Genomic DNA, 20,604 nt, shown 5'->3' on the forward strand with positions numbered 1-20,604 from the left:
CCGCGTGCGCGCGGCCGGCGAGCTGGCGCTGCCGGCCGGCGCGACGAACGGCGGCGGCTTCGACTACCGCCGCTATCTGAGCAGCCAGCGCATCCACTGGCTGCTCAAAGCGAGGGGCACCGCCGCCGTCGAAGCGGCGCCGGGCCCCTGGTGGACCGCGGCCGCGCTGCTCGGCCGCATCGACGACGCGCGCGCTCTGCTCGGCGCGCGGATGGAGGCGCTGTACCCTTCCGAACAGTCCGGGTACATGAAAGGGCTCGTCCTCGGCATACGCGAGGACCTCGATCCGCAGCAGTTCCAGCAATTTTCGCGGCTTGGCCTGACGCATATATTGGCGATATCGGGCTTGCACGTCGCCGTATTCCTCTACGCGCTCGGCGGGCTGCTGCGGCTGCTGAGGATGACGCGCGAGCGGATCTTGCTCTCGCTCATGCTGGCCGTGCCGCTGTACGTCCTGCTCTCGGGCGCGTCTCCTTCGGTTATCCGCGCGGGCGTTATGGCCGTGCTCGGGCTCATTGCCGCCCGGATGGGCAAGCTGAAGGACGGCCTGCATCTGCTCGCGGCGGCCGCGCTGTTCATGCTGATCGTCGATCCGTTCCTGCTCGGCAACGTCAGCTTCCAGCTGTCCTTCATCGTGACGCTCGGCCTGATCGTCGGCGTGCCGCCGGTACGCCGGGCGATGCCGGATTGGCGACGGGGCAAGGCGGCGCTCGATTTGGCGGCCGTCACGATCGTCGCCCAGCTCGTTTCTTTCCCGGTAACGATCTATTATTTTAACCAATTCCACGCCTTGTCCTTGCTTGCGAACTTTCTGCTCGTCCCGTTCATCAGCTTCGTCGTCATGCCGATCGGGGCGGCCGCGCTGCTCGTCGCCTTGGCCTGGGAGCCGGGCGGCAAGCTGCTCGCGATCGCTTCCCATTATGCCAATGATTGGACGTTCGCCCTCGTCGAGCTGCTGGCGAGAGTCGACGCGTTCCGCATGATCTGGGCAACCCCGCCGCTCTGGTGGGTCGCGGCATGGCTGCTCGTGCTCGGCGCCTTCTTTAACCTGCTCGGAAAGCGGGCGCGCCGGACCGACGCGGTATCGGCCGCCGACCCGGACGATACCGCCCCGCTGGACGGGGAGCCGCCGCCGCATCCGAATAAAGGCGCGGGCCGCCCGCTGCTCGCCGTTGTGGCAACCATGACGATCTTACTCGCGTACGCTTATGCGCCCGACCTTCTCGATCGGGAAGCCGAGGTCAGCTTCATCGACGTCGGCCAAGGCGATTCGATTCATATCCGCACGCCCGAGGGCAAGCATATTTTGATCGACGGCGGAGGCACGCTCTCGTTCCGGAAGCCCGGCGAGGAATGGAAGGAGCGGAGCGATCCGTTCGAAATCGGCCGCAAGCTGCTCGTACCGCTGCTGATGAAAAGAGGCGTCCGCGAAATCGATCTGCTCGTCGTGTCGCATTTGGACAGCGACCATATCCGCGGCCTGCAGGCCGTCGTCGAGACGATTCCGGTACGCGGCATCCTGTGGAACGGTACGGTCAAGGAGGCGGAGGACGCGAGGAAGCTGCTCGCCTTCGCTGTCGCCCGGGATATCCCGCTCTACGCCGCCGGCGCGGGCATGGAGCGACGCATCGACGGCGAAGCGTCGCTGACGGTATTATGGCCGCACGAAGCGCCGGACGGGATCGTGTCCGCGCTTGAGGAGCAGAACGAGGGCAGCGTCGTATTGACGATCCGGCTCTATAATTCTACATTCCTATTCCAGGGAGACATTAATGCGGAGACGGAGCGGGCCGTCATCCAAAGCCTGCCGCCGTCCGCGAGCACGCCTAAGGCGCCGGTATCCGTCATGAAGGTCGCGCATCACGGCAGCCGGTTCTCGACCGGCGAAGAATGGCTCGATTATTGGCAGCCGATCGCCGCGGTCGTCTCCGTCGGGGCAACGAACACGTATGGCCATCCCCATCCCGACGTCGTTCGCAGGCTGGAGGAGTCGGGAACGGCATTATGGCGGACGGACCGCGACGGCGAGGTTCGGTTTAAAGTGATCCCGGCAGGCGTGTTCGTCCGCAAGCGACAATAACAGAATCGGCGCCAATCGCCGGATGTCTATATACGAGGTTCTATAAATTTGGTATCCTTGAGTGTGGAGTTTATCTCTCCGAATTGCGACATATAAAAAAGTATATAAAATAAATAAAGTACATTTTAGGTTTAAACTGCAACTTTTATCGTAACCGGTTCGTCAGAATGGTTGCAAGAGAGGGGGATCCTTCGTGGTGGAGCCTAGCCTGATTAGAGCGGCTCAGTCGGGAGATCGCGACGCTTTAATTACTCTGTTGCGAGAGGTTGAAACACATGTGTATCGGACAGCCTATTATATATTAAATAACGAGCAGGATGCGCTGGACGCGGCGCAGGAAGCGCTCATCCGCATTTATACGAAGATAGGCTCCTATGAGGAGAAGGCGCAATTCAAAACATGGATTCAGCGAATTGTGACCAATATTTGCATCGATAAGTTTCGCAGAAACAAGCCCACCGTCTCGATCGACGAGCACGAGATGGTATTTCAGGAGAAGCAGAACGTGGAGGACGAGGTGATGTCCGCTTACGCCGTGAAGGACATTCGGGCCGCGATCGACAAGCTGCCCGAGCATCACCGCGCGGTTGTCGTCCTTCGATACTTGCAGGATTTCTCTTACAATGAAATCGCCGACTCGCTCGATTTGCCGCTCAATACGGTGAAATCCTATTTATTCCGTGCCAGGCAGCAGCTGCAAACTTTACTTCATGATTATCAGAAAGGTGGTGTCCGGGGATGAATTGTCAAGAGGTGATGGAATTGATGCAAAGACAGCTAGACGACGATCTCGACGAGCGCGAGATCGAAGTTTTGGACAATCATACTAGACAGTGTCCGGACTGTGCAGCGATGCTGGAGAGGCTGAAGCTGTTATCCGCCGAGCTTACCAGTTTGCCGAAGGTTACGCCGAGCTACAGCCTGGTTGACGCGATCATGCCGCAGCTGGAGCGGATCGAGCTGTTCGGCCAGACGGAGGCGGCGACCGCGCCCGCGGCGAACCAAGAGCTCGAAGAGCCGGCTCCGCGCCGCGCGAAGCGGGAGCGCCGCTGGCCGTCGGTCCGCGTAATGGGCGGCGTTATCGCCGCGGGGATCGTAGCGGGCTTGTTCCTCGTCACGTACAACGCGGGCGAAGGGCCGAATTTCAGTTTAACCAAGCACTCGGCCGACGACAGCGCCGCGAACACGGCCGCGGAAGGTGACGTCAGACAGTATGCCTTCTCCAATGAGGACGGAGAGGCGTCGGATGTCAGAACGGAAGCGCTTCACTCGATCGCGGGCGAGAACGACAAATCCGTCAAGGATACGTCGAAGGAAGACGCGGTCAGGAGCAGCGGCGAACCCGGCGCGGGAGACGGCAGCGACGGACAGCCGGGCAAGCCGATCGAAGGCAGCTCGGGCGGCGCTCCCGCGGGCGGATCGAATGCGGGCACCTCTGGCACGGGCGGGGATGCGGGAGGCGGCGACGAAGAAGCGGCTGCGGACGGCGCCGAAAACGGCGGCGGCTCGGAACCGACCTCGCCTTCCGAAGGCGAGGTCGGCGCGCAAGGCGACAAGCAGGGCAATCAGGGCTTCGGCGAGGACCGCGCCGCGAGCGTATCGCCGGACGGCAAGTACAGCGCGCAAGCGGAAGGCTTCGTCGTCAAAGTATACGCGGCTTCCGACCAATCGCTCGTGCTCGAATCGACGCGCAAGAACGGAACGTTGACCAATCTCGTCTGGTCGGAGGACAGCGCGCGGCTGACCTATGAGGTTCATGTCGAGAAAGGCGCCATCGAGACGTACGTGATCGATATGGCGACCCGCGAAGAGAAGAAAGCCGAGCATGAATAGCAGAGATATTCGCACACTTTCGTCGGCGTCTGCGTATAGTGGAAGTATCGAAAGTGTCTGCGACGAAGCGTGAAACGTCGTATGACCATCCGCAGGGCGGTACCATGGACCTGCCTGCGGATGTTTATATAGATGTTCGGCAAAGGGATGAAGCCCGCGAGCGGCTCATCCCTTTGCCCGATTTTAAGGCCGGATACGGCAACGGGGTGTGAATATTTGGACGCGAAGGAAGCGCTGAAGGAAATCAAAGGCGGCCGGTTCCGGCCGATCTACGTGCTGTACGGGAAGGACCGGTTCCGGCTGCAGCAGTTTATCGACTTTTTGACGGAAGCGATGTTCACGGCGGAGGAGAGAGAGCTCGGCATCGTCAAGTTCGATACGGCCGAGACGCCGATCGACGAAGCGGTGCTCGAAGCGGAGACGCTGCCGTTCTTCGTGCAGCGCAAGCTGATCGTCATCCGCGACGCTTCCGTGCTTGCCGCCGGCGGCAAGGAGGGCGGCAAGGTCGAGCATCATCCGGAGAAGCTGCTGAACTATATGGAATATCCGTCGGAGACATCGGTTATCGTGTTCGCCGTCCATGCGGAGAAGCTGGACGAGCGGCGCAAGCTGGTCAAGACGCTGAAGGAGAGGAAAGCGCTCGTGCCGTTCCCCGAGCTGGACGCGGCGCAGCTCAAGCAGTGGATGATCAAGCGGGCTGCGGAGCAGAACCGCCAATTAACGGCCGATGCGGCGGATCTGCTGCTCCTGCGCGCCGGTGCGAACATGCAGCAGCTGGCGCAGGAGGTGGACAAGCTGTGCCTGCATGCAGGCGCGGGAGGCACGATCGACGCCGGGCAGGCGTCGCTGCTCACGCCCGCGACCGTCGAAGAGGACGTATTCGCGCTCGTCGACGCGATCGCGGAGCTGCGGATCGACCGGGCGGTCCGCTTGTACCGGGAGCTGCTGGTCAGACGGGAAGAGCCGATCAAGATCGCCGCGCTGATCGCGAGACAGCTTCGAATCATGCTGCAGATCAAGGAGCTGGAGCAGCACCAGTATTCGCCGCAGCAGATGGCCGGCCAGCTCGGCCTGCATCCTTACGCGGTCAAGCTGGCGGCGGAGAAGAGCCGCAAGTTCCAAGCGGCCAGGCTCGGGAAGCTGCTCGCATCGCTCGCGGAGCTCGATTACCGGATGAAAACCGGCGCGATCGACAAGACGCTGGGGCTGGAGCTGTATTTGCTGTCGCTCGGGATGGAGAAAGGCGCTTGAATGCGACAATTGGCGTAAGCGCATAACGGCGGTATGGGGATTTTCCCCGTACCGCCGTTTTTATATTCTCGCTCGGCACGATACGTACCGCAAATTAAAAAACTGTTATAATCTAAAAACTGTTGTATGTGAATGAGAATAACGACCGTCTACAATAAAGCTGCAAGAGACAATCCAGTCGAGGGGGGATTTGAGAGTGAAAGCAATATCGGCAACGAAATAAGCGGCATCCGCGGCAAAAGCTTTGGCCATCCCACTGGCGGTTATGTTAGCGGTTACAGCTTGCTCGGGCGCAGGGAACGACGGCGGCGAAGGAAACGCGCGGCCTCGCCGTCTCCTTGAAGGATGGCACGTATAACTGGATGGCGACCGGCAACGGCCTCGTCGGGGCTTTCGGCAACCATATGCCCTCCAAAATACATCTGGGAATTTTGGAATCCGGACGAGAGCAGCCAGCTAGTCTACAACGGCATCCAACCGGGCATTAAGCGCTTCCCGGCCCAAATGAAGGATTGGCATGAGAAAGGCTGCGTCGATCCCGAAGCCGACCGATGCTAAAGCTGCGCTGGACATAATCAGCGAGCAGCTGTGGCGGTCGGCCTACGACGCTTGCCATCCGAAATAACTTCGATTTTATCCTAAGCATGACCCAAATGGGCAACAAGGAAGCCGTCATCGCGTTCACCCAGGACTTAAGCCAATATTGCCGTTATACGACCCGAACGGAAACGGCGATGACGGATATGCGGGAGGAGCTGCGGCTCATTCGCAATTATTTGGAAATTCATAAGCTGAGGGAAATGTCGCGCACGGTCACATGCTGCTATCAGGCTACGCGGAATTCGAGTACGCGAAGAAGGCAATGGAGCTACAACCTCGAAGTATATTATGAAGCCGGTTGTCGAGGCCGAATTGATCGGGACGCTCCGCGCGCTCGGCGAGGAGTTAGCCGCGGAAAGCATAACCGCGCAGCAGCACCGGAACAGGGCAGCCCCGACTCGGACCGGGCGCCGTCGTTGTCCGGCAAAGTCCGGCAGTTCGTCGAAGGAAGCCTTGAGCGGGATTTGTCGCTGCAGCTGCTGTCCGATGCGCTCGGCTTCCACCCGGCCTATTTGTCCAAGGCGTTCAAGGCCGAGACCGGCGAGACGCTAAGCGATTATTTGCTCAAGCGGCGGATGGAGCATGCGGTGGTGCTGCTCAAAAAAACCGGCTACAAAATTTACGAGGTGTCGGAGAAGGCGGGCTATCAGACGACGCATCACTTTATCAAGCAGTTCAAGCGGTTCTACGGCATAACGCCGCAGCAGTACCGCAACCGCCAGATCGGCCGAAATTAACGCCGCGGGCATGCCCGCGAGGCGAAAAGGAGGATTAGGATGGCTTGGTGGACCGGCAACAAGCTTCGGCTCGTGCAAAACAATCTGCGCGAGACCGACGCGGATCTGGACGCGGATCTGCTCGTGAAGGAGCTGAAGGAATTTGGCGCCAATATGCTCATGATGAACGCGGGGGGGATATTCGCGTTCTACCCGTCCAAGCTGCAGTACCAGTACGTAACCCCGTATTTGAAGAAGGATCTGCTCGCGGAAACGATCGAGAAGGCGCATGCGAACGATATTCGGTTCATCGCCAGATTCGACTTCAGCAAGGCGCACGAATCGATCTTCGAGGCGCGCCCGGAGTGGTTCTACCGAACGAAGTCGGGCGGCGAGGTCAATTATTTCGGCATCGTCCATACATGCCTGAACGGCGGCTACCAGCAGCGCTACTCCCTTGACATATTGGAAGAAGTGTTGACGGGCTACGACGTCGACGGCGTGTTTTTCAATATGTTCGGCTACCAGAATTGGGATTACAGCGGCAATTATTACGGCATCTGCTATTGCGGCAATTGCCGCAAGCGCTTCATGGACATGTACGGGCTCGAGCTTCCTCATAACGAGGATAAACGGTCGGAGCGTTACGTCGCATACCGGAAATTCCAGGAGGAGACCGCTATGTACATCCTGGATACGATTCACGGCCATATCAAGCGCTTGAAGCCTGAAGTCGCGATATGCACATACCACCCCCATAAAGTAGACATCGTCAGGCATGAATCCAATACGGCGCTCGGCCGACCGCATCCGAAATGGCTGTATTCGGCGGCCGAGAACGTGATGCCGATCGCCGGAAGCTACCGGGATAAGCTGACGAGCAACTGCTCGATCAACGCCATCGACCTGACCTATCGCTTCACAGGCGTATCGGCTTACGAGACGGAAATTCGGCTGTACGAAAATATCGCCAACGGCTCCGGTCTCGACTTCTGCATTATCGGCGCGTTCGAGGGATATCCGGATCAAGCGAATATGGAAAAGGCGAAGAACGTCTTCCGTTTCCATCAGGAACGCGAAGCGCTGTTCGGGCAGTTCCTCTCCGAAGCGGACGTCGTGCTGGTGAAGCCGTCCGCTTCGATGCGGGATGCCCGGCAGGAATATCTCGGCGTGTTCAAAATGCTTAAGGAAGAGCATATGCTCTTCGACGTCGTCCTGCAGGAGAGGCTCCCGCATATCGCGGGAACAGGGGCAAAGGTCGTCGTGCTGCCCGGAATCGAAGCGCTTACGGACGAAGAGCTGGGCGTCTTGACCGGCCTGCGCGGCCGCGGCGTGCATATCGCGGCGACCGGCGGCGCGCTTGCGGGATGCCGGGAAGCGCTGGCGTCCCTGTTCGACGCCGAGCAGGACGGGGGGATGGAGGATACGACGGCCGCTTATGTTCGCGTCGACGATAAAGCGATGTTCCCCGCTCTTTCCAAGCGGGAATGGGTCATCGTGAACGGGCGGTTCGCTTTCATGCGGTACGGCGGCGACGCGGAGAAGATGCTTCCGATGGTCGCGCCTTCTACGTTCGGACCGCCCGAGCGCGCTTATGGCCACGAGCTGACGGAACGGTACGGTCTTGGCTTTACTGACGCCGCCGAGGGCAGGGGGCGCGGCGCTTATATCGCTTGGAATGTCGGCGAGCTGTATTATCGCCACGGCTTCGCGGACCACAAGCAAATTGCGGCGGGCGTGATCGACAAGCTGCTTGGCGGAGACAGGCGGCTGACCACCAATGCGCACCCGAGCGTGGAAATGACGTTCCACGGGCTGCCGGACGGCACCTATTTGCTTCAGCTGATCAACTTATCCGGATTCAACGGCGTTACATACGAGGCGCCGATTCCGATGAGCGGCATCCTGACCGAGCTGACCGGGATCCGGGGCTTAAGCAAAGCCGACAACCTGAACGGCGGCGGCGAAGCGCGGATCGAGGAAAGGGATGGCCGGATCATTGTCCGCCTTGCGGAGCTTCATACTTACGGAGCGTATCATTTGCGATAGCCGGTATCCGGAGAGAAATTTCCCGGATCATTGCAGCAGTTTGAATTCATGGAGGTGGGGAATATGGACGCACAAGCATGGTGGCGGCAGCCGCTGCGCATTATTCAGCCGAATTTGCAGGTGAAGGATACGAGGTTCATCGATCCGGAGCGGCTCGCGGGACAGCTGAAGGAGATGGGCGCCAACACGGTCGTCTTCAACGTCGGCGGCATATATGCCTGGTATCGGTCGGAGATTCCGTTCCATCACGTGAACGAATATTTGCCGAAGGACAAGGACTTGCTGGAGGAGGTCATCGCGGCCTTCCATAAGGAAGGGCTGAAGTTCGTTGCGAGGGTCGACTTCAGCAAAGCCGACGACGCCGTCTACCAAATGCGGCCCGAATGGTTCGTTCGCAACGGCGACGGCCACCCGCAAATTATCGGCGCGCAGCGCCCGGGCAGCTGGTCCCTGCTCATGTCGACCTGCATCAATGCCGGTTACCGCAACGAAGAGGTGGCGGCGCCGGTGCTGACCGAAGCGCTCGGCCGGTATGCGATCGACGGGGTCTTCTTCAACAATCCGGGCACGATACCTTGCCAGTGCGGCCGCTGCCGCGACAAGTACTTCGATATATTCGGTTCGCCGATGCCGGAGCGTTCGCAGGATTACGACCGCTCTTGGGGGTCGCTGTGCCTGAAGCATAACATGGAACTGCTGAACGGCGTCATTAAGGAAACCCGGCCGGACGTGCCGGTGATCAGTTACTATAACCTGTTCAACGAACGGCTGGATGACCGCAAAGCCGCAGCCGATCTGCTCTGCACGGAGCCGCAAAACGTTTTGTCCCAAGGCCACCGGCAAATACCGGAGTTTTGGAAGCCGGCGCTCAGCATCAAGCTCGGCCGGTCCCGATCGGGCGCTGCGGCGCCGCTGGGCATCGTGCATTCCTGCCCCGGGATGGACTGGCGGCATACCGGGCTGCCGCCCGCCGATTACGCGTTCTGGCTGGCGCAAATCCCCGCATACGGCGGCCAAATCTGGCATTCGCTGACGGGCGTGCCGGATACGATCCGGGATAAGCGGATCGTAAAGACGGTTACCCATTTCAACAAGCAGGTCGCGAAGATCGAGCAGGAAATGCAAGGCGCGAACAGCCTGGCGGACGTCGCGCTGCTCTGGAGCGCGAGACCGTCGACGGAGGGATGGGCGGACGGGCTGATTAACCGCCAAATTCCGTTCGACATCCTTCCGGAGGAGCAAGCTGGCCTGGAGACGCTGCTGCGCTACAAGGCGGTCATCGTTCCGGAGCAATATCCGATCGGAACGGAGGAAGTCGCCCGCTGGCGGGAGTACGTGAACCGGGGCGGCCATTTGATCGTGGAGGGAATGCTGCATTCGGCGGTTCGCGGGGAGCTGTGCGAGCTGCTTGGCGTGTTGCCGGCCTTGACGGTCAGCGAGCCGTTGGCCGCCAGCTATTTGCGGTTTGAAGGAACGGGAAATCCGCTACAGACTGGCCTCGAAGATACGGAGCTGATCGCGCATCGCGGACGCGTCGTTTACTGCAAGCCCGCGGCAGGGTCGGCCGTGCTGGCGACGCTGGTGCCTCCGTTCTCGCCGCTCGAAAGCGTCGGGGCGCCGCCGGAGAGAGCCTCTCTGTCCGTTGAGCGCACCGATATCCCGCTTGCGGTTCATCGCAGGGCCGGCGGAGGCGGCGTGCTATATTTACCGTTCTCGCTAAGCGGTCTGCTGAACGACTTCAAGCTGGGCGAGCATTATCAACTGCTCGATAACGCGATCGATCTGGTTTTGAACGGCGATCGCCTCATCCGCATGACGCCGGTGACCGGGCTGCAGGTCGCGCTTTACCGGAACAAAGAAGGCTTGCTTCTGCACCTCGTCAACGGGGCGGGCAGAAGGCCGCTCACGGGCGCGATCCCGCTCTATCAGATCGAAGCGGCGCTGCCGCTAGCCGCGCTGCAAGGCTCGGCTTCATCGGTGAGCGGATTGCTCGAAGCCGGCAACCTGCCGTTTCGAATAGAAGAGGACGTCGTCCGGTTTACGGTACCTAAGCTCGACGTGTGGGAAGTCGTCAAAATCGTCAAACAAAAGGAATAGGAGCTGGTCGTCTTATGTTGGCTGTCAAAGGAACGAAAGTCGGATTTATCGGAACGGGCGTCATGGGAAGCAGCATGGCCAAGCATTTGCAGAGCGGCGGCTGCGAGGTTCATCTCTATACGAGAACGAAAGCGAAGGCCGAGCCGCTGCTTGCGCTCGGCATGATTTGGCACGACGAGCCAGGCGAGCTGGCGAGCCAATGCGACGCCGTCATATCGATCGTCGGGTATCCGCAGGACGTGGAATCGCTCTATTTGGGAGAAGGGGGCATCGTCGACTCGGCGAAGCCCGGCGCGTACCTCATCGACATGACGACCAGCAGCCCGCGATTGGCGCAGAGGATCTACGAGGCGGCTTCCGCCAAAGGGCTGCATGCGCTCGACGCGCCGGTGTCGGGAGGAGACGTAGGGGCGCGGAACGCGGCGCTTTCCATCATGGCGGGCGGCGACCGGGACGCCTTCGAGGCGGTTCGGCCTTTGCTCGGCCTGCTGGGGAAAAACATTGTTCTGCAAGGAGGAGCAGGCGCCGGCCAGCATACGAAGATGGTCAATCAAATCGCCATCGCCTCCAATATGATCGGCGTATGCGAAGCGTTGGTGTACGCGAAGCATGCCGGGCTCGATTTGAACGGCGTGCTGACGAGCATCGAATCGGGCGCGGCCGGCAGCTGGTCGCTCAGCAATTTGGCGCCGCGCATCATTGCGGGCAATTTCGAGCCCGGCTTCTACGTGAAGCATTTCATCAAGGACATGGGCATCGCGCTCGAGGCCGCGAAGGAGATGGAGATCGAGCTGCCGGGGCTCGCGCTTGCCAAAGGGCTTTACGAGAAGCTTGCTGCTGCCGGGCTCGCCGACAAAGGTACGCAAGCGTTGTATCAAGCTTGGGAATAAAGTCGCGATTCGGGAGAGGTGAACGAAATGAAGCATTTGCCGATCGGCGTCCTTGTCAAGGCCGCTTACGCGGAAGAAGTCATTCCCTGCTATTTGGATCACGGCTTCGAAAGCTTCGGACTTACGCATTGGCAAACGACCGGTTCCATCGATCTGGCGGAGCAGGCGAAGCGGGTGAACGAGCAGCTCGCCGGCAGCGGAGCGACGATATCCAGCTTGACGGCGTTCGGCAACCCGCTGACGGGAACGGGCGACAACGCGGATAAGGTGAAGAGCTGGGAGCGGTTGATCGACCGCGCGGGCTTGGGCGCCGTAGAAAGCGCGCGCCTCCGGGCGAAGGTGGATTTGACCGGGTTTATCGGCGAACATTCGAAAGCGAAGGGAGCGGGAACAAGCGTATGAAAGTTGTGCTCGCTTTCGATTCGTTCAAGGGCAGCTTAAGCTCGGCGCAGGCCGGTTCCGCGGCCGCCCGGGCGATCCGCTCCGTATATCCGGACGCGGAATGCGACGTCATTCCGCTGGCGGACGGAGGTGAGGGCACGGTTGCGGCCGTGCTCGAAGCGGCCGGCGGAACCGGCAAGCAGGTGGCGGTCAACGGCCCGCACGGGGAACCGGCTTCTGCGTTCGTCGGGATGATCCGGGACGGAAGGGGGACAGACCCGACGGCCGTGCTCGAGACGGCCGGCATATGCGGACTCACGATGGTGCCCGAAGGGCGGCTTGATCCGTTCCGCGCGAGCTCCAGAGGCGTCGGGGAAGCGATCCTTCAACTGCTCGACGACGGCGTTAGAAGCTTCGTGATCGGTCTCGGAGGAAGCGCGGTCAACGACGGCGGCATGGGAATGCTGGCAGCGCTCGGCGCGGTTTTCCGCGACAAGGAGGGAAACCGTCTGCAGGGCTGCGGAGCAGACCTGCTGTCGGCTGCCTCGGCCGATATGGACGGTCTTGATCCGCGGCTTGGGGCATGCGCGATCCGGGCGGCGACCGACGTCGCGAATCCGTTATGCGGCCCGAGCGGCGCGACGATGGTATTCGGCAGGCAGAAGGGCGCAAGCCCTCAGCAGCAGGAAGCGCTGGACGCCGCGATGAAGGCGTACGCGGACATGATCGAAGCGTCCGTCGGTCGGGCGCTGCAGGCCGTTCCGGGTGCCGGCGCCGCCGGCGGACTCGGCTTTGCGTTGCTAGCCGCGGGCGGCGAGCTCGTACCCGGGGCCGGCTGGGTGACGGAAGCGGCCGGCTTGCGGGCGCGCGTCCGGGGGGCGGATTGGGTCGTTACGGGCGAAGGCCGCAGCGACGGGCAGACGATGTACGGCAAGCTGCCCGTTCATGTGGCGGATGCCGCCCGGGAAGCTGGGGCAAGGTGCATGCTGCTGTCCGGAAGCTTGGGCGACCATACGGAGGAGCTCGAGGCTCGGTTCGACGGATGCTTCTCGATTACGAAGGAGCCTGCCGCTCTCGCGGATTGCATGGAGCAAGCCGAGGAGCTGCTGGAGCGGACCGTCCGGCAGCTGTTCCGGCTGCTCCGTGCGGCTGCGGACGAGCGTGCATAAATCTATAATAGAATAAAAGAAGGCTTCGCCTCTCATAAAGAGAAGCGAAGCCTTCTTTTGTCGGCCTTGATTAAGCTTGCGCCGAAAGTGCGTTCAGCTTTTTGGCAAGACGAGATTTTTTGCGGGAAGCCGCATTTTTATGAATCAGGCCCTTCGTAGCTGCCTTGTCCAATTTTTTCGTTGCGGCGATCAGAGCTGCTTTGGCAGCTTCTACATCGGTGCCGGCGATTGCTTGGTCAGCGGATTTAACGGCCGAACGAAGCGCGGATTTCTGGGAAGCATTCAAAGCACGACGCTTTTCGCTTGTTTTAACGCGTTTAATCGCGGATTTAATGTTTGGCATGGAATTCACCTCCTAAATTGATCACGACGGTTCATATTCAAAATTTACCTAGACAACACAACTTAAAATATATTATCATGCCGACGCCCAAAATGCAATACCGTCAAGCATTTGCCGTTCGGCCCTCCTAGCGGCGGACCGGCCGTGCCGGAGTATGAAAATACCGCGTATGCGAACAATAACGGAAGTACATCCGTGCGAAGGGAGAATAACGAGTGGAGAACGAGCTTGATTTACAAAAATACGACGTAAGGACCGACCTGGCGCTGGAAGCGAAGGAGATGGCCGAAGCCCCGCAGGGCGGGCCGATACCCGGCATCCAAAGCGAGACGACCGAGGATAACGGCATAACGGTGACGCAGCTTCACGTGCAGAACGAGCAGGGCTCCCAGGCGATCGGCAAAATGGTCGGCCATTACGTCACGATCGAGGTGCCCGGCCTTCGGGAAGGCGACACCGATCTGCAGGACCGGGTCGCCACGCAGTTCGCCAAACATTTCGAAGAGTTCCTCGAGAGGCTGAGCATCAACAAGTCGGCCCGGGTGCTGATCGTCGGCCTCGGCAACTGGAACGTGACGCCCGATGCGCTCGGGCCGCTCGTCGTCGAGAACGTCATGGTCACGCGCCATTATTTCGAGCTTATGCCCGATCAAGTCGCGCCGGGTTATCGGCCGGTGAGCGCGGTTGCGCCGGGCGTGCTCGGCATTACCGGGATCGAATCGAGCGAAATCGTGCACGGCATCGTCGAGAAGACGAAGCCGGACGTCGTCATCGCCATCGACGCGTTGGCCTCGAAGGCGGTGGAACGCGTCAACACGACCATTCAAATCGCCGACACGGGCATCCATCCGGGATCGGGCATCGGCAACAAGCGGAAAGGGCTGACAGAGGAAATACTCGGCGTTCCGGTCATCGCGATCGGCGTTCCGACGGTCGTATACGCCTCGACGATCGTAAACAACACGCTGGAGATGATGCGCTCCCATTTCGACAAGCAGAGCGGCGGCAATACGGATCAAATTTTAGGATTGGTGAATCAGATGGACAATAACGAGCGGCTGCAGCTCGTCAAGGAAGTGCTGAGTCCGCTCGGCCACGATTTGCTCGTAACGCCGAAGGAAATCGACGAATTCATCGAGGACATCGCCAATATTATCGCGAGCGGGCTTAACGCCTCGCTTCACGAGGCGGTCGACACGGACAACGTGGCCGCCTATACGCACTGAGCACGAATAATAACAGCCGCCTCCCGACGAGGCGGTTTTTTGTTGGCCGGCCGAGCGGCTCATGCTGACAATGTAACGGACAGAGATGCACTTATTTGGATGAAACGGTCGACTTTTCATTCATAACGGTCCGTATTGGCGCTATTGGCCGGAAACTTCCGGCTAAACGACCCATTTAGAAGAATTAAGATCGCTCATGTCCGTTACATTTTCAATTAGCTCCATTTCGATCAAATAGCGGCTCTGGCGTCCGTTACGACACTGACGATCCGAATGCGCAGCGCCCCATTCTAGCAAAATCCGAATCTCTTTGACGAGCCCGGTTCTATTAATCCCCTTACTCTCATAGTTTAGTAGTAACTCAGTCGTCACATCACGGAAAGCGGGAGGTATGGAACTTGATGAAACGAAACATTATGCTGCTGGACGTCGGCAACGGAAGCAGGCGCCTGAAGCAGCTTCTGGTCACCGGGCGGATATTCGCGCTGCTCTCATTCAGTTCGATGCTGTTCTTTGTCATGCTCGGCATCGCCGGCATGGCGCATCAGCAATCGGCCGCGTCCCCTGTCAATTCGATGAAAGGATTCGCGGCCTCCGTATCCGGCGGTTTTTTTGGGGATATGCTAGAGATGGAGATGCCAGCGTTTCAGAGCAGCAGCCGGACGGAATCGTTTAATTCCAAACAAATCAGCGCCTTGTTCCTGAGGGCGTTAACCGATATCAATCCGGCCGATCCGAAAAGCCTGCTGGCGGGCGAGCTTCCCGGCATGAGCGCGGGCGACGCGTTTCTCATTCGCAAAGGCATCGGAACGGACACGGAAGTCGGACCGGAGGACAACGCGCCGATCGTTCATGACCCGGACGAGGGGAAGCAGGAGCCGGGGAACGAAGGGGAAGCGGACGGAGGCGCGCAGCCGCAGCCGACGCCTGGCGGCGATCAGCCGCAGGAGGAGCCCGCCGAGGGCGGCAAGGACGATGAGCCGGACGCGCCGGCGAAGCCGACGACCGGCGACCGAAAAGTCGCGTTCATCTATCATTCCCATAACCGCGAATCGTGGTATCCGGAGTTGACCGATAAGAACAAGGATCCGAATTCGGCCACGAAGAACATTACGCTCGTAGGGGAGCGGCTCGCGCGGAAGCTCGAGGAGAACGGCGTCGGCGCGCAGCATTCCGATACGGATTATCCGACGGCGATCCGGGATTACCGTTGGGAGCTGTCCTACAAATATTCCATGAAGACGGTGAAGGAAGCGATCGCCAGCAGCAAGGACTTGAAGCTGTTTTTCGATTTGCACCGGGATTCCCAGAAGCGGAAGTATACGACGATCGAAATTGACGGCAAAAGCTACGCGCAGGTTTATTTCATTATCGGCCACAAAAACCCGGACTGGGAGAAGAACGAGGCGTTCGCTACCAAAATCCACGAGGCGCTGGACAAAAAATACCCCGGCATATCGCGCGGCATTTGGGGCAAAACGGCGGCGAGCGGCAACGCGGAATACAATCAATCGCTCGCGCCGGAAAGCGTGCTGATCGAGGTCGGCGGGGTGGACAACACGCTCGCGGAATCGTACCGGACGGCAGACGCGCTCGCCGAAGTCATATCCGAAATTTATTGGGCTGACGAGAAGGTATCGGCGAAGGGGACGGAAAGCTAGCCGTATCCCCCGAAAAGGACAACGAAAGGATGAATGAGCCATGAAGCGGAAATCGTTCAAGTGGGCGGTGCTTGGGGCGGCGCTAGCCGTAATCGTCGTGTACGGCATCGATATGACCACGGCCGGCATCGAGCGGATCAACGGACCGATCGAAGGCGGGGAATTCGCGGAGGCGCCTGCGCCTGAACCGTCTGCGGAAGCGGCTTCGGGCTTTACGACCGAGCAGCAGCGGAAAATCGCCGAGCTCGAGCGGGAGCTGGAGGAGGTGAAGCGTCTCGCTTCGACAGGGGACGACTCGTCCGCGCCCGAGCCGGACGCGACCATGGCCGGCGGCGAGAACGAGCGGCTGCCCGGCATCCCGCTGGAGAACGATCAATCGGCCGTCAACAAAATCGCCGATTCCACGTCCGGCCTGCTTCAAAGCATGTCAAGCGAAGGCATCCGGCTCGTCGTATCGATCTTTGACGGGCTCATTAAATGATAATAATGCACATTGCTGGGCGTCATCTTAACTGATATAATAGGAGGAATGATTAGCATTATTGGAAATTGTGGGGGTTAGGCATGACGGACGTACGTGACCGACAAAAGAAAATTCGAAATTTTTCCATTATCGCGCATATAGACCACGGAAAGTCTACGCTTGCCGACCGGATTTTAGAATATACCGGAGCGCTGTCGTCCCGCGAGATGCAGGAGCAGGTTCTCGACCAGATGGATTTGGAGAGGGAGCGCGGCATTACGATCAAGCTGCAGGCCGTTCGGTTGTCTTACCGCGCGGACGACGGCGAGGAATATTTGCTTAACCTGATCGATACGCCCGGACACGTCGACTTTACGTATGAGGTGTCCCGCAGCATGGCCGCATGCGAGGGCGCGCTGCTCGTCGTGGACGCGGCGCAGGGCATCGAGGCGCAGACGCTTGCGAACGTCTACTTGGCGCTGGACAGCAATCTTGAAATATTGCCCGTCGTGAACAAAATCGATTTGCCTAGCGCGGAGCCGGAGCGGGTCAAGCAGGAAATCGAGGACGTCATCGGGCTGGACGCGAGCGACGCGGTGCTGGCTTCGGCCAAAGCCGGCATCGGCATCAAGGAAATATTGGAGCAGGTCGTCGCGAAGGTGCCGGCGCCGACCGGAGACCCGGATAAGCCGCTGAAGGCGCTTATCTTCGATTCGCATTACGATCCTTACAAAGGCGTTATCGTCTACGTCAGGGTCATGGACGGCAGCATCAAGGCCGGCAAAAAAATCCGGTTCATGGCGACGGGCGCGGAATTCGAGGTGATCGAGGTCGGCGCGTTCAAGCCGCGGATGTCGATCGTCGACGAGCTCGCGGTTGGCGACGTCGGCTTCATTGTCGCGGGCATCAAGAACGTGAAGGACACGCGCGTCGGCGATACCGTTACGGACGCGAAGCAGCCGGCGCCCGCGCCGCTGCCGGGCTACCGCAAAATCAACCCGATGGTATTCTGCGGCCTGTACCCGATCGAGACGCAGGACTATAACGATCTTCGCGAGGCGCTGGAGAAGCTCGAGCTGAACGACGCGTCGCTGAGGTATGAGCCGGAATCGTCGACGGCGCTCGGTTTCGGCTTCCGCTGCGGCTTCCTGGGCTTGCTTCATATGGAAATCATACAGGAGAGGATCGAGAGGGAATTCAACATTCCGCTCATTACGACGGCGCCGAGCGTTATATATAAAGTAACGCTGACGAACGGGGATGTGATCGAAATCGACAACCCGTCCAATTATCCGGAGTCGGGCAAGCTCGATTTCGTCGAAGAGCCGTTCGTGAAAGCTTCGATCATCGTGCCGAACGATTACGTCGGAGCAATCATGGAGCTTTGCCAAAGCAAACGCGGCGAATTCGTGAATATGGAGTATTTGGACACGAACCGGGTGACGCTTACGTACCAGATTCCGCTGTCGGAAGTCGTATACGATTTCTTCGACCAGCTGAAGTCGAGCACGAAGGGCTACGCTTCGTTCGATTACGAGCTGTCCGGCTACCGCCGCTCGAACCTGGTCAAGATGGACATCATGCTGAACGGCGAGCAGGTCGACGCATTGTCCGTCATCGTGCACCGCGACCGCGCGTACCAGCGCGGACGGGTTATCTGCCAGAAGATGAAGGAGCTTATTCCGCGCCAGATGTTCGAGGTGCCCGTACAGGCTTCGATCGGCACGAAGGTCATCGCCCGCGAGACGGTGAAGGCGATGCGCAAGAACGTCCTTGCCAAATGCTACGGGGGCGACATCAGCCGGAAGCGGAAGCTGCTCGAGAAGCAGAAGGAAGGCAAGAAGCGGATGAAGCAGGTTGGCAGCGTGGAGGTGCCGCAGGAAGCGTTCATGGCGGTGCTCAAAATCGACGAGGATTAAACAACCGTACGAGGATGAGGGAGAGCGCGGCTCTCTCTTTTTTCTTTTTTTTATCGCAAGCTTCCATTGAAGGAGGGAATCAACGATGAGTCTGATTCAGTCGCCGAAGGCGCTGTATATCCATATCCCGTTCTGCACGAACAAATGCCATTATTGCGATTTTACGTCCTATGTGCTCAAAGGGCAGCCAGTCGACCAATACCTCGATGCGCTTGAGCAGGAGATGCGCCGTACGGCGGGGGTGCTTCCGCCGGAGCGGATCGATACCGTCTTCGTCGGCGGAGGGACGCCGACCGTCCTTACGCCCGTTCAGATGGCAAGGTTCCTGTCGGACGTGCGCAGACACTTCCCGCTTGCGCCGGACGCGGAATTTACGATGGAAGCCAACCCCGGCACGACGGATATCGAGAAGCTGGCTGCCATGAAGGAAGGCGGCGTGAACCGGATCAGCTTCGGCGTCCAATCGTTCGACAACGGATTACTGGAGCGGATCGGGCGTATCCACAATGTCGACGACGTATACCGCAGCTTGGAAAATGCGCGTTCGGTCGGCTTCTCGAACCTGTCGATCGATTTGATGTTCGGGCTGCCCGGGCAGACATTGGAACTGCTGGCGGAAAGCGTGAGACGCGCGCTTGCGCTCGAGCTGCCGCATTATTCGATATACAGCCTTAAAGTGGAAGAAAATACGCTGTTCCACAAGCTGTACGAACGCAACGAGCTGCCGCTTCCTCCGGAAGAGGAGGAATTCAATATGTATATCCTGCTGATGGACATGATGAAGGCGAACGGTTACGCGCATTATGAAATCAGCAATTTCGCAAAACCCGGCTTCGAAAGCCGGCATAACTCCACCTACTGGCGCAACGAGTCGTATTACGGCCTGGGAGCCGGCGCGCACGGATACGCGAACCGGGTCCGCCACGTGAACCTGAAGGGCATCACCCCGTACATCGAAGCCGCTGCGGCGGGCTTGCCGCGCCTGGAGACGTTCGAGGTGCCGGAGGAGGAAGCAATGGAGGATTTCATGATGGTCGGCCTCAGGCTGCTCGAGGGCGTTCCCGCATCCCGGTTCGCCGAGCAGTTCGGCGGACGGCGGCTGGAGGACAAATTCGGCGCGGTTATCGACAAGCTTACGAAGGACGGCTTGCTTGAGAAGGCGCAAAAGGACGAGAACACGATTTATAAGCTGACCGATAAAGGCGTGCTTCTCGGCAACGAAGTATTCGGCGCCTTCATCGGCTAACCCGGGCACGGACAGGTAAAAAATCTCTTGAGTTAAAATGCGTAGTGTTGTATATTTATTCATATTGATTTTGAACCTGTACCGGGTGGAGGCGAAGGCATAAATGCAGGCATTGCAGGTCGTATGCAGACAAGCGACGTCGGGCGACGTCGAGACATTGTTTCAATTAATTAAAGGATATGCCGAGAAAGGCATTATGCTGCCTCGCACACGGGAAGCGCTGGCCCGTATGATCGATACGTTCGTCGTGGCGGAGATCGGGGACGAGGTCGTCGGCTGCGGCGCCTTGACGAGACTCGGCAAAGATCTGGTCGAGATCCGTTCGCTCGGCATGTCCGAGGGCTATAAGGGTCTCGGGATCGGGAGCAGGCTCGTGGAGGCCTTGATCGAACAAGCAAGGGAACAGGACATCCCGAAAATTATGGCGCTCACGTACGCGGTATCGTTTTTCGAGAAAAACGGCTTCTCGGTCGTCGACAAGGAAATTTTCCCCGAGAAGGTTTGGAAGGATTGCGTCAACTGTCCGAAGCAGCTTGCCTGCGATGAAATAGCGGTCCTAAAAATACTGAACTGACTTGACAATCGTCAAGCCGGTTTGGTATTTTTGTATTAATGATTAGCACTCGACCGTATTGAGTGCTAACGATGGGGAACGATGACAGCGCAAAGCCTATTCTTAA

Annotated in this window: 17 protein-coding genes; 16 read left to right on the forward strand and 1 reads right to left on the reverse strand. The window is 59.2% G+C overall.

The genetic code is table 11. The features are described 5' to 3' along the window. From IDH41_RS12710 to IDH41_RS12755, 10 genes are all read left to right on the forward strand, one after another. A partial coding sequence (locus tag IDH41_RS12710; RefSeq protein WP_190861563.1) for a ComEC/Rec2 family competence protein occupies positions 1–2,080 on the forward strand: 2,080 nt, incomplete at its 5' end. A gap of 193 nt (positions 2,081–2,273) precedes the next feature. After that, complete coding sequence (locus tag IDH41_RS12715; protein ID WP_190861565.1) at positions 2,274–2,822, forward strand: RNA polymerase sigma factor; 549 nt, start codon at positions 2,274–2,276, stop codon at positions 2,820–2,822. Positions 2,823–2,836: 14 nt separating this feature from the next. Next, positions 2,837–3,913 (forward strand): anti-sigma factor family protein, encoded by a 1,077-nt coding sequence (locus tag IDH41_RS12720; RefSeq protein ID WP_223829710.1) that lies wholly within the window; start codon positions 2,837–2,839, stop codon positions 3,911–3,913. A gap of 132 nt (positions 3,914–4,045) precedes the next feature. Then, entirely contained in the window at positions 4,046–5,164 is a 1,119-nt protein-coding gene (gene holA / locus IDH41_RS12725; protein WP_317890739.1) for a DNA polymerase III subunit delta, read from the forward strand. A 653-nt stretch (positions 5,165–5,817) separates the two neighbouring features. Then, entirely contained in the window at positions 5,818–6,501 is a 684-nt protein-coding gene (locus IDH41_RS12730) for a helix-turn-helix domain-containing protein (protein ID WP_190861568.1), read from the forward strand. Positions 6,502–6,540: 39 nt separating this feature from the next. Next, positions 6,541–8,529: a family 10 glycosylhydrolase gene (locus IDH41_RS12735; RefSeq protein ID WP_190861570.1), complete on the forward strand. Its 1,989-nt coding sequence runs from the start codon at positions 6,541–6,543 to the stop codon at positions 8,527–8,529. A 63-nt stretch (positions 8,530–8,592) separates the two neighbouring features. After that, the gene (locus tag IDH41_RS12740) at positions 8,593–10,626 is read left to right on the forward strand and encodes an alpha-amylase family protein (RefSeq protein ID WP_223829697.1); all 2,034 of its coding nucleotides are present in this window, start codon (positions 8,593–8,595) and stop codon (positions 10,624–10,626) included. A 14-nt stretch (positions 10,627–10,640) separates the two neighbouring features. Beyond that, a complete protein-coding gene (locus tag IDH41_RS12745; protein WP_190861574.1) occupies positions 10,641–11,516 on the forward strand; it encodes an NAD(P)-dependent oxidoreductase in 876 nt (291 codons plus the stop codon). Between the two features lie 27 nt (positions 11,517–11,543). Beyond that, positions 11,544–11,918 (forward strand): hypothetical protein, encoded by a 375-nt coding sequence (locus IDH41_RS12750; protein WP_190861576.1) that lies wholly within the window; start codon positions 11,544–11,546, stop codon positions 11,916–11,918. Further along, the gene (locus IDH41_RS12755) at positions 11,915–13,066 is read left to right on the forward strand and encodes a glycerate kinase (protein ID WP_190861578.1); all 1,152 of its coding nucleotides are present in this window, start codon (positions 11,915–11,917) and stop codon (positions 13,064–13,066) included. The genes IDH41_RS12750 and IDH41_RS12755 overlap by 4 nt, the downstream gene beginning before the upstream one ends. 70 nt (positions 13,067–13,136) lie before the next feature. Here the strand turns inward: IDH41_RS12755 and rpsT are convergent, their stop codons facing one another. Then, a complete protein-coding gene (rpsT, locus tag IDH41_RS12760; RefSeq protein ID WP_190861580.1) occupies positions 13,137–13,409 on the reverse strand; it encodes a 30S ribosomal protein S20 in 273 nt (90 codons plus the stop codon). Positions 13,410–13,690: 281 nt separating this feature from the next. On the opposite strand from rpsT, the gene gpr reads away from it, so the two are divergent. The 6 genes from gpr to IDH41_RS12790 all read left to right on the forward strand — a co-directional run bounded on the left by gpr (position 13,691) and on the right by IDH41_RS12790 (position 20,498). Next, a complete protein-coding gene (gene gpr, locus IDH41_RS12765) occupies positions 13,691–14,635 on the forward strand; it encodes a GPR endopeptidase (RefSeq protein ID WP_397327959.1) in 945 nt (314 codons plus the stop codon). Between the two features lie 401 nt (positions 14,636–15,036). After that, positions 15,037–16,296 (forward strand): stage II sporulation protein P, encoded by a 1,260-nt coding sequence (locus IDH41_RS12770; protein ID WP_190862053.1) that lies wholly within the window; start codon positions 15,037–15,039, stop codon positions 16,294–16,296. Between the two features lie 40 nt (positions 16,297–16,336). Beyond that, the gene (locus IDH41_RS12775) at positions 16,337–16,777 is read left to right on the forward strand and encodes a hypothetical protein (protein WP_190861584.1); all 441 of its coding nucleotides are present in this window, start codon (positions 16,337–16,339) and stop codon (positions 16,775–16,777) included. Positions 16,778–16,860: 83 nt separating this feature from the next. After that, complete coding sequence (gene lepA / locus IDH41_RS12780; protein ID WP_190861586.1) at positions 16,861–18,678, forward strand: translation elongation factor 4; 1,818 nt, start codon at positions 16,861–16,863, stop codon at positions 18,676–18,678. An 85-nt stretch (positions 18,679–18,763) separates the two neighbouring features. Further along, positions 18,764–19,924 (forward strand): radical SAM family heme chaperone HemW, encoded by a 1,161-nt coding sequence (gene hemW / locus IDH41_RS12785; RefSeq protein WP_190861588.1) that lies wholly within the window; start codon positions 18,764–18,766, stop codon positions 19,922–19,924. A gap of 103 nt (positions 19,925–20,027) precedes the next feature. Further along, positions 20,028–20,498: an N-acetyltransferase gene (locus tag IDH41_RS12790; protein ID WP_190861590.1), complete on the forward strand. Its 471-nt coding sequence runs from the start codon at positions 20,028–20,030 to the stop codon at positions 20,496–20,498. Positions 20,499–20,604: the final 106 nt, after the last annotated feature.

The sequence above is a fragment of the Paenibacillus arenilitoris genome (genome assembly GCF_014705655.1).
GTDB classification, from domain to species: Bacteria; Bacillota; Bacilli; order Paenibacillales; family Paenibacillaceae; genus Pristimantibacillus; species Pristimantibacillus arenilitoris.

Coding starts and splice junctions, on each gene's coding strand:
- IDH41_RS12720 (WP_223829710.1), top strand. CDS start 2,837: ATGGAATTGATGCAAAGACAGCTAGACGACGATCTCGACGAGCGCGAG.
- holA (WP_317890739.1), top strand. CDS start 4,046: ATGTTCGGCAAAGGGATGAAGCCCGCGAGCGGCTCATCCCTTTGCCCG.
- IDH41_RS12730 (WP_190861568.1), top strand. CDS start 5,818: ATGGGCAACAAGGAAGCCGTCATCGCGTTCACCCAGGACTTAAGCCAA.
- IDH41_RS12735 (WP_190861570.1), top strand. CDS start 6,541: ATGGCTTGGTGGACCGGCAACAAGCTTCGGCTCGTGCAAAACAATCTG.
- IDH41_RS12740 (WP_223829697.1), top strand. CDS start 8,593: ATGGACGCACAAGCATGGTGGCGGCAGCCGCTGCGCATTATTCAGCCG.
- IDH41_RS12745 (WP_190861574.1), top strand. CDS start 10,641: ATGTTGGCTGTCAAAGGAACGAAAGTCGGATTTATCGGAACGGGCGTC.
- IDH41_RS12750 (WP_190861576.1), top strand. CDS start 11,544: ATGAAGCATTTGCCGATCGGCGTCCTTGTCAAGGCCGCTTACGCGGAA.
- IDH41_RS12755 (WP_190861578.1), top strand. CDS start 11,915: ATGAAAGTTGTGCTCGCTTTCGATTCGTTCAAGGGCAGCTTAAGCTCG.
- rpsT (WP_190861580.1), bottom strand. CDS start 13,409: ATGCCAAACATTAAATCCGCGATTAAACGCGTTAAAACAAGCGAAAAG.
- gpr (WP_397327959.1), top strand. CDS start 13,691: ATGGCCGAAGCCCCGCAGGGCGGGCCGATACCCGGCATCCAAAGCGAG.
- IDH41_RS12770 (WP_190862053.1), top strand. CDS start 15,037: ATGAAACGAAACATTATGCTGCTGGACGTCGGCAACGGAAGCAGGCGC.
- IDH41_RS12775 (WP_190861584.1), top strand. CDS start 16,337: ATGAAGCGGAAATCGTTCAAGTGGGCGGTGCTTGGGGCGGCGCTAGCC.
- lepA (WP_190861586.1), top strand. CDS start 16,861: ATGACGGACGTACGTGACCGACAAAAGAAAATTCGAAATTTTTCCATT.
- hemW (WP_190861588.1), top strand. CDS start 18,764: ATGAGTCTGATTCAGTCGCCGAAGGCGCTGTATATCCATATCCCGTTC.
- IDH41_RS12790 (WP_190861590.1), top strand. CDS start 20,028: ATGCAGGCATTGCAGGTCGTATGCAGACAAGCGACGTCGGGCGACGTC.